Below are 12,653 nucleotides of genomic sequence, written 5' to 3' on the forward strand. Positions count from 1 at the left end.
CTGAGAATATTCTCAGGCTTTTTCTATTTTTAGGATCTTTACCGTTTTTATTTAAAAAAACTTAAGACTGTTTCTGTAATATATTTTAGCTGATCATCTTGCAATTCCGTATGCATAGGTAAAGAAATTACTTCATTGATTAGCTTATTGGTTGCCGGAAAATCTTCATCTTTATAATTTCCGTTATCGTAAGCTTTTTGTTTTCTTAAAGGTACAGGATAGTATATCATTGCAGGAACTTCTCTTTCTGAAAGATATTTTTGTAAAGCATCTCTATCTGAATTAATCACTTTTAACGTGTATTGATGAAACACATGGGTGGAATAATTTTCCATTCTTACAGGAATAACTAAATTAGGATGATTGGAAAAAGCTTGATCGTAATAGTCAGCAGCCTTTCTTCTCTTTTCATTATAGGAATCCAATAAAGGTAATTTTGCATTCAAGACCACTGCCTGTAAACTATCCAATCGTGAATTTACCCCAATTTCATCATGGTAATATCTTTTGTACATTCCATGATTAACAATTCCGCGCATTTTATGTGCTAATTCATCATTATCTGTAAAAAGGGCACCTCCGTCGCCGTAACAACCTAAATTTTTAGAAGGAAAAAAGGAAGTGGTTCCTATAATCCCCATTGTTCCTGATTTTTTACGAGTTCCGTTTCTAAATGTATATTCTGAACCTATAGCTTGGGCATTATCTTCAATAACATATAAATTGTGTTCATTTGCAATTTGTATAATTTCTTCCATATTTGCACATTGCCCAAATAAATGCACAGGAATAATAGCTTTTGTTTTAGGTGTAATGGCTTTTCTTATGGCATCCGGACTTATAGTAAAAGTATCATAATCTACATCTACTAAAACAGAATTTAGCTTTAACAAGCTAATTACTTCCACGGTTGCTGCAAAAGTAAAATCAGCGGTTATGACTTCATCACCGGGTTGTAGATTCAGAGCCATTAGAGCTATTTGTAATGCTTCTGTACCATTACCGCATGGAATAACATGTTTTACATCTAAATATTTTTCTAAATTTTGAGCAAATGAATTGACTTGCGGTCCATTGATAAAAGAAGCGGTGTTTAATACTTCTTCAAATCCTTTATCTACAGTAGGTTTTATATGCTGGTATTGGTTGATTAAATCCACCATTTGAATTTTCTTCATATGTAAAATTTTGAACACAAATTTACTAAATGAATTTGTAATGCCGCTTCTATAAAAAGAAAAACTCTTATTAAAAATAAGAGTTTTTCTATCTCATCTACTTTTTTATAAGAGTAATTTACTTTTGTTCCTGTTGGGTTTGTTCTTTTATTTGATCTAATTGTTGAGGTGTAATCTGCATAGGTGCTTCATTTTTTACATCTTTAGGTATTGGTTTAAAATCAACCAATTCCACTTCAAATATTAGAGCTTGATTAGGACCTGCAGGGCCATTTTCCCCATAGGCTAAGTCTGAAGGTACATACAATATGTATTTGGCTCCTTTAGACATCAATTTAACCCCTTCTTTCCATCCGGGTACGACTCTTGCTAAAGGAATATCTGCCGGTTTACCTTCGGTTTGTTTTTTAGAATCTTCAATCACAGAACCATCGGTTGTTTTCAATACATAATTTACGGATACCATATCTTCATCGGTTGGCTTTGCTCCGTTTCCTTCTTTTTCAACTTTATATTGTAGTCCTGAAGCTGTTGTTTTAACGCCTTCTTTCTTTTTATTTTCTTCTAGGAATTTTTTACTTTCTTCTGCATTCCTTTTAGCTATTTTTTCCAAATGTTTAGGAACATAAACAGTCATAAAAGATTGTATGGAATCTTCTGAAAATAATAATTGTTTACCCTCAAATTTGTCTTCCATGGCTTGTTTAATAATATTTACATTTAAATCTTTATCAAACCCTTGAATTTTAAAATTACGAGCAAGATCTAAGCCAATTGCATAGGCTGCTTTTTCATCATCGGTATTTAATTTTGTAACTCTTCGTCCTTCCTTATTACATGCAACAAGGCTGATACCTGCTAATGCCAGTAAAATTGTTTTCTTTATCATTGTGTTAAATAGTTAAATATAATTTTTTTTAATTGGCTGAGTTTTCTTTATTATCTTCCGGTTTTTTAAAGTCCACTAATTCAATATCAAAAATCAATACAGAATTAGGTCCTATATCCATTCCCGCTCCATTTTCTCCATAAGCAAGTTCGGAAGGGATAAAAAATCTATATTTTGAACCTTTATTCATTAAGGATACTCCTTCAGTCCAACCTTTAATTACTCTGTTTAATTGAAATTCAATTGGGTTACCAGAATTATTCTTATCAGTCGAATCAAATATTTTTCCATCAAGAAGTTTACCGGTATACTTAACTTTTACCATATCATTTTCGTTGGGCTTTTCAGTAGATTTGCTTTTTTCTATAACCTCATATTGTAGCCCTGAAGCAGTTGTAATTACTCCTTTTTTCTTTTTATTTTTTTCTAAAAAAGCCAAGCCTTGAGTTTTATTTACTTCTCCTTGTTGTTTTCTTTTATTTTCTAGTTCTTGTCTTTTTTTAAAAAAATATTTCTGCATAAAGGAATTTACAGAATCCATAGGATAAATCGATGGTTTACCGGCTAATTCATCCCTAAATGCCCGATTAAATATATTAATATCTATTTCTTCTAACATATCTTGTTGCTTTAAACTTTGAACAATGTTATATGCTAAAGAATACGATAATTTTTCTTTATCCGTTTTTAATTCAATTTTATCTTGTGCAGAAAGTGATAATGAGCAAACTATACCTAATAATGTAACGATTTTATTTTTTTTCATTCGTTTAAAATTTATTATTTTTATTATTGACCTTCTAATTTTTATACTGAATAATATAACTTTTAAATTATTTTTTCCAATATTATAAGTACCCTGCAAATATCCGATAATTTATTGAAACACGAATATAAATTTAAGTTAATATTCTATAAAAAAGAATTTATTCTTTTTTAATAAGTAAAAATCTTATAAATAAGTGTTGTTCATTATATTTTATCAGTAATTTTAAAAATCTAATCGAAAATCATTTCTTAATTTCTCTAATAATGGATTTTCCTTTACCATTTTTTCATATTTATCTTTATCTGTTAAAAGGATCGTTCTTTGAGTTTCCTTAATTCGATATTTAAAATTAATGGAATAATTATTCAACTCTTTTTTCAGTTTTTGAAAAATATCTTCATGTAAGTGTTCAAATTCGTCATAAGCTGAATTGGAAGGAAATTCAAAAAAAATAGTATGATTCGGCTTAACATTGCATTGAGTCGTATTTAAAACACTATATAAAACCGGTTGGTTTTTTAAAGTTTCCAAATAGGTATTCCAAAAACTCTTTACTTGATCTTCAGTAAAATCGTCTTTATCTCTTTCGGAAAAATCTAAATTAACTACCTTTTCTTCTTTTTGAGAAGCCGTGTGAAGCGATCCCTTTATTGAAAGAAATGATCTTTTTTTAGTTTGATTTCCCAGAGGTATTCCACTTTTTACAATTGGTTTTGAAAGTAAATTATTTTCAACTTTCACCTGAGAATTACCAACTTTTTCTATCTGTTTCTCTTCCTCGGATTTTATGGTTTGGGGTGATAATTTATTTTCCTGCTTTGCAGGAAGATGATTAGAAGGTGGTATTATTCTAAACTTTTTTTTTTAGTTGTGGGAGATTCACCAGCTGTTAAAGATGCCAATTGCATTAAGGCTATTTCAATGGATAGTTTAGGACTTTTACTATTCCTAAAGTTTATATCAGCCTGATGACAAATTTCAATAGCGTCTATCAAAAATCTGGTTGAGCAATTTTGAGCTTGTTGCAAATATTTTTGCTTGGTATTGTCTCCTACTTCCAACAGGGAAATTGTTTGAGGATTCTGTGCTACCATTAAATCTCTAAAATGACTTCCTAATCCTGAAATAAATAATTGTGGATCAAATCCTTTTTTTATAATATCATTAAAAGCTAATAGTAATCCCGGAATATCATTTTTTAAAGCTAAATCCGTTATTTTAAAATAATATTCATAATCAAGAATGCTTAGGTTTTCTGTAACGGATGCAACTGTTAAGTTTTTTTGAGTAAAAGTAACGAGTCGGTCAAACATAGAAAGAGCATCGCGTAATCCCCCGTCTGCTTTTTGGGCGATAATATACAATGCATCTTCTTCATATTGAATGCCTTCTTCTTGAGCTATTTTTTTTAAATGATTGTTTATATCGTTTACTTCAATTCTCTTGAAGTCGTAAATCTGACATCTTGAAAGAATGGTAGGAATAATCTTTTGCTTTTCTGTTGTTGCCAAAATAAAAATGGCATGTGCAGGTGGTTCTTCCAATGTTTTCAAAAAAGCATTAAAAGCAGCATTAGACAGCATGTGCACCTCATCAATGATATATACTTTATATTTTCCTACCTGAGGAGCGTAACGCACTTGTTCAATCAGATTCCGTATATCGTCTACGGAATTATTGGAAGCTGCATCTAATTCAAATATATTGAATGCAAAATCATTCTCATCAGTTTCTCCGTATTTTTCATTAATTTTTCTAGCTAAAATACGGGCACATGTAGTTTTACCTACTCCTCTAGGTCCACAGAAAAGCAATGCCTGAGCTAATTGATTATTATCAATGGCATGTTCCAAAGTATTGGTTATGTGACTTTGCCCTACAACAGCATCAAATTCTAAAGGTCTATATTTTCGGGCTGAAACTACAAAGTTTTCCATGAGTGTACAAAGTTACTAATTTTCTGCTTTTTCTGTTAATTTTTAGATAGGTTTCTCTGCACAATCGTTACATAATCCATGAATAACAATATCTAATTTTTCGGCGATAAATCCTTCAGGAATATTTATGTTCGGCGTTTTTACAGTCCGCATACAGTATATTTTTTTACAATTTTTGCAACAAAAATGCATATGGCTGTCAGCATGTTGCTCCTCAGAACAATTATCCATACATAAGGCATAAACAGTTATATGCCCATCATTTATAGTATGCAATAATCCTTTTTTTTCAAAAGTCTTTAAAGTCCTGAATAGAGTAGTTCGGTCAGAATAATCAAAACCAGACTCCAAATCCGATAAGGATAAAGCGGTATTTTGTTTTAGAAAATAATCTAAAACCAATAAACGCATGGCTGTGGGATTTATATCTTTTTGTTTTAATATGTTTTCTAAATCATACAACATACTACATTCTTTCCGGTGCCCCGATACCCAATAAACTTAACCCGTGTCTAATCACATTTCCGGTCCACTGGGTTATTGCCAAACGCAGTTGTTGCTCTGATTCATTTTCGACATCCAAGATACGATTACTTTGATAGAAAGAGTTATATTCTTTAGAGACATCGTAAATATAATTGGCTATTAATGCGGGATTTAAATCTGCAGCAGATTTTTCAATTAGTTCCTCATAGGAGGATAATAGTATGATTAATTTTTGTTCTGCCTTATTTAATTCTTTATCTTTAATTTCTAAGGTTTGCTTTGCGGCTTTTCTAAGCACGGAACAAGTCCGGGCATATGTATATTGGATAAACGGACCGGTATTTCCATTGAACTCTATACTTTCATTAGGGTCGAATAAAATTCGTTTCTTAGGATCAACTTTCAAAATAAAATATTTTAATGCGCCTAAGCCAATAAGTTCATTCACTTGTTCTTTTTCATTTTCGGTGTAACCTTCTAATTTTCCTAATTCGGAAGTTTTTTTAACTGCTTCTTGATGCATTTCTTCCATTAATTCATCTGCATCAACCACCGTACCTTCTCTTGATTTCATCTTTCCACTTGGTAAATCTACCATTCCGTAGGAAAGATGATATAATTTATCTGCCCATTGATACCCTAATTTTTTTAAAATTAGAAACAGTACCTGAAAATGATAATCTTGTTCATTTCCTACTGTGTAGATTAATTCATTAAGATGGTAACGGGTAAATCTTTCAACGGCTGTTCCTAAGTCTTGTGTGATATAGACAGAGGTTCCGTCTCCTCTCAACAATAATTTTTGATCTAATCCCTCTTCTGTTAAGTCTGCCCAAACAGATCCATCTTCTTTTTTAAATAAAATTCCTTTTTTAAGTCCTTCTTCAATAACATCTTTTCCCAGCAAATAGGTGTCACTTTCATATTGGACTAAATCAAAAGATACTCCTAATCTTTGATATGTTTTCTCGAAACCTGAATACACCCAACTGTTCATCTCTTTCCACAAAGCTTTTATTTCCGCATCTCCGTCTTCCCACTTTTTCAGCATTTCTTGAGCTTCTAAAAGAATGGGTGCTTTTTTCTTAGCTTCATCTGCATCCATTCCCGATGAAATTAAAGATTGTATTTCTTCTTTGTATTTTTGATCGAAAATAACATAATATTTTCCTACCAAATGATCTCCTTTGATTCCTGTTGTTTGTGGAGTTTCTCCATTTCCATATTTTTTCCATGCCAACATGGACTTGCAAATATGAATGCCCCTATCATTAATTATTTGTCCTCTCAACACCTCATTTCCTGCTGCTTTTAAGATGTTACTAATTGAAAATCCTAATAAATTATTTCTTATATGTCCTAAATGAATTGGTTTATTGGTATTAGGAGAGGAATACTCAACCATTATTTTTTCAGTATGCTTTTTCGTAAGCTTAAAATCTTTAACTGAATATTTTTCTTTTAATAGTTTAGTAAAAACGGTCGGATTTAAAGAGAGGTTAAGAAAGCCTTTAACTACATTAAAAGCAACAAATTCCTCTTTAGCTGTAAGATATGATCCTATTTTATTGGCTATTTCCTCCGGCTTCTGTTTCACTAGCTTAACAAAGGGAAAAACCACTAAAGTATAATCTCCTTCAAATTCATCTTTAGTTATTTGTATTTCAACATCTTCAACTTTCTGTTGAAATAAATTTTCAATTGCTTGTATACTTTGTTCTTTTATATAAGACTTTAGGTTCATTGTTTTTAATTACTAGTGAATGTACAAATTTAGGCATTTCCCTTAAATGTGTAACTTTATATCCTACTTCAATTAACACAAATATGATGACGTATTCTTTTTACGATGTATTATTTATAGTTTATAGACAAATTATAGCAATAATTCATAGTAGACTTATTTAAATTTACATGCTTATTATTTATAAAATCTTCAAATTATATAAAATAAATATTTCTTGAAGACATAATTTATTAATAATCACCAATAGTTTATCATATATTCTTATCAATAGGTTTGCTTCCTTTATTACACCATTTTATTATAAAAAATTATCTATACTTCAATAAGATATTTATAACTGGAATTAGTATGTTTCATTTCGGCCAGATGAGTAGGTAAACGGTCAAAACTGCTGATTTTTTGATCTCTCAACTTTAATTTACCTGTACTGATTTGTTGTAAAAGTTTCTCCCCATCAGTCATTAATTGAACCGTTTGTTTTTCCGATGCAAATCGGTGAAATGCTCCCAAAGCGATTTCATGTAAGGAAACACAAGTTGAAAATGGAGGTAAAGGATTAGTATCTACTCTTCCTTGTATGGCAACTATATGTCCATAATAGGCTGCTAGATCTAAAAGTTGAGAAGCATGATTTCCACTAACCGTGTCAAAAATAACATCAAAGTTACTTCCGGGTAGAGCCTCTTTTATTTCATTTTTCCAATCATCATTTTTATAGTCGACTGCTTTACTAACTCCCATCTTATAAAATTCGTTATGATGTTGGAGATCGGCAGTTATATAAACCTTAGCTCCTGCATTCAGAATTAATTGGGTAAGAAAATATCCTACCGATCCTCCTGCTCCGCTTATTAGTACATTTTTATTATGTATATCCGGAATCTTCTGCATAGCCTGCCAGGCGGTTAAGGATGGACAAGGAAATGCTGCAGCTGCATAATCACTAAGTTTTTCAGGAATATGCATAATGCGGTTCCCTTTAAGAATAGTATAAGTGGAAAAACTGCCTGCTTGGGTAAGATCAGAATGATAACATACTCTTGCTCCGATTTGTATACGCTTCATTTTCTTTCCTGTTTTAATAACAATACCAGCTCCATCTACTCCGGGAATCTGATCTTTTACCCATGAAGGATTGCCGGATGATATCAGTTTCCAATCAACCGGATTAAGTCCTATGACAGTATTTTTAATGAGTACTTCATCATCTTCAATTTCTCTGATTTTATATTCTTTACAAATTAAATCTTCCGGTTCTCCTCTATGCTGCCAACACCAAGCTTTTGAATATATTTCGTTCATAATTATCGTCAAATTATATAGATTTATAAATGATATGTAAACTGCTCAACTCAAATTAAGATTTTATCGAAACCAACACTTTAATACTTTAAAGAATTTATTCTGCAAAAGGTCCGGATATTAGATTGGTAAGAACCCCTTTAGGATCATTTACTAGTGATTTATAACTGAAAAATATACTTCCTTTAACTTCTGGAAATTCACGATTATAATATACTTGCTCAACAAGTTCATTCGGATTTTTCCATTGATTGACTCTATAGGCCGCCATTCCTATATACAGTTTGGTGTCTGTTTCTTTGGCCATGCTGCTCCACCATTCCACTAAAGTGGCATAATCGGCAAGATTATGTCCTCGATGCCAATATAATTGAGGAGCTACATAGTTTAACCACCCTTTTCTCATCCAAAGTAAAACATCAGCGTACAAATCGTCATAATTTTGTAATGCTTTGGTTTTCGATCCTAAAGGATCATTATTTTGATTTCTCCAAACACCAAATGGGCTAATTCCAAATTCTATATCTTTATTTTTGGATTTAATGCTCTTATATAATTTTTGTACAAAAGTATTAATGTTGTCTCTTCTCCAATCTGCTTTACTGGCAAAAGTTACCCCATATTTAGTGTAAGCCGTAAAATCAGGATAATCGAGTTTACCTACTTTATAGGGATAAAAATAGTCATCCAAATGAATACCATCTACTTCATAGTTATTAACTACTTCCATAATGGACTGTATTACATAATCACGTACTTCCGGAAGACCCGGATTTAGATATAATTGATTGGCATATCTAACCACCCAATTGGGATGCTTGAATGCAATATTATCAGTAGCCAATGAGCTCCAATTGGCATTGGCTGCAGAAAGTCTAAAAGGATTAAACCAAGCGTGTATTTCTATATCTCTTTTATGTGCTTCTTTAACCATAAATTCAAGGGGATCGTATCCCGGATCAACACCCTGCGTTCCTGACAAATAACCCGACCAGGGACTTAATTTAGATGGATATAATGCATCAGATGCGGGTTTTACCTGAACAATAATGGCATTCATTTTCCATTTTTTGACATTCTCCAATAAGGTTATAAATTCTTCTTTTTGTTGTTCAGCAGGTAAACCGGGTTTTGAAGGCCAATCTATATTTAAAAATGTTGCCACCCATACGGCCCTGAATTCTTTCGTATTTTTTTCTTCATTCTCTTCTTCTACAGGCTCATTGGTACCGGCAAAAATTAATGTTAATGATAAAAAATGTGCTACAATCAAAAATAATTTTTTGCTTTTCATTTATTTTATTATTTATTACTTAGAGAATTCATTCAATTTATTTATAAAATTTTATTACACAGTATTTTAAAATTAAGATTCACTTTCAAAAATTTCAGCTTTTGATATAAGATCTTCAGGCAAGGTTTTCTTAGCTTTTGCACCCATTTTTTTTAAATTATGTATTTGAGAGACAAGATTACCTCGCCCTTCTACCAGCTTGTTCATAGCGTTTCCATATTCATTTTTAGCCTCATCCATTTTTTTCCCTATACGCAACAAATCTTGTAGAAATCCTTCAAATTTATCGTATAAATTACCGGCAGTTTTAGCTATTTCATATGCATTTCTTTGTTGCTTTTGGTTATTCCACATACTATCAATAGTTTTCAAGGTTGCTAAAAGAGTAGATGGAGTAACTATGACAATATTTTGTTCGAAGGCTTTATTATATAAAGAAGATTCATAATTTAAAGCTAAAGAAAAAGCCGTTTCAATGGGGATGAAAAGTAATATAAAATCTAATGAATTTTCTGCATATAACCCCTGGTAATTTTTCGATGAAAGTTGATTAACATGTTTTTTAATAGAATTTATATGATCTTTTAAATGAAGTTTTTTTTCATCTTCATTATCATTGTTTATGTAACGTTCATAGGCTATTAAAGAAACTTTGGAATCTATAATCATCTTTTTATTATCAGGAAGATATATGATTACATCGGGAATATACCGTTTTCCATCTTCAGAACACAAGCGTTCTTGTATAAAATATTCTCTTCCTTTTTCTAATCCCGATTTTTCTAAAACTCTTTCTAAAACTAATTCTCCCCAATTTCCTTGAATTTTTGTATCTCCTTTAAGAGCTTTAGTAAGATTTTCAGCCTCCTGAGAGATTCTTAAATTTTGATTTTGTAAATAATGTAATTGTTCTTTTAAAGATGCATAGATCCCTATATTTTCTTTTTGGCTTTCTTCCACTCTCTTTTCAAAAACGGAAATTTTTTCTTGTAAGGGATCTAAAAGTGTTTTTATATTATGCCTGTTTTGTTCTGTAAATTTTTCAGTTTTTTGTTCCAGTATTTTACTTGCTATTATCTCAAATTCTTTCCTAAAATTATCTTGAATTTCTTCAATCTCTAATTTTTGCTCTTTATTTTTATGCATTAGGTTTTCAAAATCGGCATCTTTACGAGCTAATTCAAGCAATAATTGTTCTCTTTCCTTTTTTATTTTTTCCTTTTCAAACAACTCTTTTTCTTTTAGCTCTTCACTTTTACTCAAACCGGCATGTAAAACTTTTATTTTTTCATTTAAAAGAATTTTTTCGGAATTAATGGATGAATCATTAATTTTTTTTCCGATATATATTCCTATTAATAAAAAAATGATACTAAATAGTAAAACCAAAAATATTTCAATCATAAATATATGAGTACAAAAATGGATGTTTGAAAAATCAAGTTCTACTTACGTTTTAAATATTATTTTTTACTTCGTAAGTTTTCTGTATAAAATTTGAGAAAATAGGGAATGGTTTCAATTCCTTTATAAAAGTTAAATAAACCATAGTGTTCATTAGGAGAATGAATAGCATCACTATCCAATCCAAATCCCATTAAAACGGATTTTGCTCCCAGTAATTCTTCAAATAGAGAAACAATGGGAATACTCCCCCCGGTTCTGTAGGGTAAAACTTCTTTATTAAAGGTTTTTTCCATAGCCAGTTTAGCTGCTTTATATCCGGGATCTGAGGAGGGTAAAACGTATGCATTACCTCCGTGATGAGAGGTGACTTTTACTTTAACACTTTCCGGAGCAATGAATAAAAAATGTTTTGTAAACAATTCAGTTATTTCCTCAGGATTTTGGTCAGGAACTAACCTCATGGATATTTTAGCATGAGCTTTTGATGGAATAACAGTTTTAGCTCCTTCTCCTGTATAACCTCCCCAAATACCATTTACATCTAAGATAGGTCGTATAGATGTTCTCTCTAACGAGTTATATCCTTTTTCCCCTTGCGTCCCTTTTAAACCGATTGATTTTTTAAACTCTTCTTCATCAAAAGGAATTTTATTTAATTCTGCCCGATCTTCAGGAGATATTTCTATTACCTTATCATAGAATCCTTTAACAGTAATTTTGCCGTCTTTATCAATTAACGAAGCGATCATATCAGAAAGCACGTTAATAGGATTAGGAACTGCACCACCATATAAACCGGAGTGTAAATCTCGATTAGGCCCTTCTACTTCAACTTCTACATAACTTAGACCTCTTAAACCTGTTGTAACGGTCGGAACTTGATTTGAAAAAATATGTGTGTCTGATATCAATATAACATCACATGAAAGTTTGCTCAAATTTTCTTTTAAAAAATTCCCCAAATTGACAGAACCTATTTCTTCTTCTCCTTCAATAATTAATTTTACATTACATGGTAAAGTATTTGTTTTTATAAGAGACTCAATAGCCTTTACATGCATAAAGAATTGACCTTTATCATCAGCCGATCCTCGAGCATAAATTGCACCTTCCGGATGTAAGTTTGATTTTCTTATTACAGGATCGAAAGGATCGGTTTCCCAAAGATTCAAGGGATCTGCAGGTTGTACATCGTAATGACCATAAATTAAAACTGTTGGTAGATCAGAGCTAATAATTTTATCAGCATAAACTACCGGATTACCTTGTGTTTTACATATTTCAACATTCTCAAATCCGGATTCTTTTAAATTATTAGAAATACTATTGGCACATTTTATTATGTCATTAGCATATGCAGAATCCGCGCTAATAGATGGGATTCGTAATAAATCAAATAATTCGTCTAAATATCTTTGTTTATTTTCTATTTGGTATTGAAAAGCTTTATCCATTTATTTATTATTATAGTAACAAATATATAAATAAAAAAACCGCTTCCAGGATAGTTTTTGAAATTAATAAATAAGAAGATGGTAATAAACAGGTAAAAAGAAGGTAACCAAAAAAACCACTTCAATACAAAACAAAAAAAGCCTTGTATAATTCTATACAAAGCTTTCTTTTTTAAAAAACCGGCGGCTA

11 protein-coding genes are annotated in these 12,653 nt (G+C 31.1%); all 11 read right to left on the minus strand.

Going from position 1 to position 12,653, the window contains the following annotated elements:
• Positions 1 to 47: 47 nt before the first annotated feature.
• Positions 48 to 1,178, minus strand: a complete 1,131-nt coding sequence (locus tag GFV01_RS09545) for a DegT/DnrJ/EryC1/StrS aminotransferase family protein (protein WP_160566983.1) — start codon at positions 1,176 to 1,178, stop codon at positions 48 to 50.
• A gap of 118 nt (positions 1,179 to 1,296) precedes the next feature.
• A complete protein-coding gene (locus GFV01_RS09550) occupies positions 1,297 to 2,067 on the minus strand; it encodes an FKBP-type peptidyl-prolyl cis-trans isomerase (protein WP_160566986.1) in 771 nt (256 codons plus the stop codon).
• Between the two features lie 28 nt (positions 2,068 to 2,095).
• A complete protein-coding gene (locus tag GFV01_RS09555; RefSeq protein WP_160566989.1) occupies positions 2,096 to 2,833 on the minus strand; it encodes an FKBP-type peptidyl-prolyl cis-trans isomerase in 738 nt (245 codons plus the stop codon).
• 225 nt (positions 2,834 to 3,058) lie between these two features.
• Entirely contained in the window at positions 3,059 to 3,577 is a 519-nt protein-coding gene (locus GFV01_RS09560; RefSeq protein WP_160566992.1) for a hypothetical protein, read from the minus strand.
• A 104-nt stretch (positions 3,578 to 3,681) separates the two neighbouring features.
• A complete protein-coding gene (dnaX, locus tag GFV01_RS09565) occupies positions 3,682 to 4,773 on the minus strand; it encodes a DNA polymerase III subunit gamma/tau (protein WP_160566995.1) in 1,092 nt (363 codons plus the stop codon).
• 42 nt (positions 4,774 to 4,815) lie between these two features.
• Complete coding sequence (locus tag GFV01_RS09570) at positions 4,816 to 5,238, minus strand: Fur family transcriptional regulator (RefSeq protein ID WP_160557821.1); 423 nt, start codon at positions 5,236 to 5,238, stop codon at positions 4,816 to 4,818.
• Between the two features lies 1 nt (position 5,239).
• On the minus strand, positions 5,240 to 7,003 hold the full coding sequence (gene argS / locus GFV01_RS09575; protein WP_160566998.1) for an arginine--tRNA ligase: 1,764 nt from the start codon (positions 7,001 to 7,003) through the stop codon (positions 5,240 to 5,242).
• Positions 7,004 to 7,318: 315 nt separating this feature from the next.
• Positions 7,319 to 8,308, minus strand: a complete 990-nt coding sequence (locus GFV01_RS09580; RefSeq protein ID WP_160567001.1) for a zinc-binding dehydrogenase — start codon at positions 8,306 to 8,308, stop codon at positions 7,319 to 7,321.
• A 97-nt stretch (positions 8,309 to 8,405) separates the two neighbouring features.
• Positions 8,406 to 9,602 (minus strand): glycoside hydrolase family 10 protein, encoded by a 1,197-nt coding sequence (locus GFV01_RS09585; RefSeq protein ID WP_160567004.1) that lies wholly within the window; start codon positions 9,600 to 9,602, stop codon positions 8,406 to 8,408.
• A 72-nt stretch (positions 9,603 to 9,674) separates the two neighbouring features.
• Positions 9,675 to 11,006 (minus strand): DNA recombination protein RmuC, encoded by a 1,332-nt coding sequence (locus GFV01_RS09590; RefSeq protein ID WP_160567007.1) that lies wholly within the window; start codon positions 11,004 to 11,006, stop codon positions 9,675 to 9,677.
• A 59-nt stretch (positions 11,007 to 11,065) separates the two neighbouring features.
• Complete coding sequence (locus GFV01_RS09595; RefSeq protein ID WP_160567010.1) at positions 11,066 to 12,463, minus strand: dipeptidase; 1,398 nt, start codon at positions 12,461 to 12,463, stop codon at positions 11,066 to 11,068.
• Between the last annotated feature and the right edge of the window lie 190 nt (positions 12,464 to 12,653).

Origin of the sequence: Apibacter sp. B2912, from assembly GCF_009827835.1 — a bacterium.
Lineage (GTDB): Bacteria > Bacteroidota > Bacteroidia > Flavobacteriales > Weeksellaceae > Apibacter.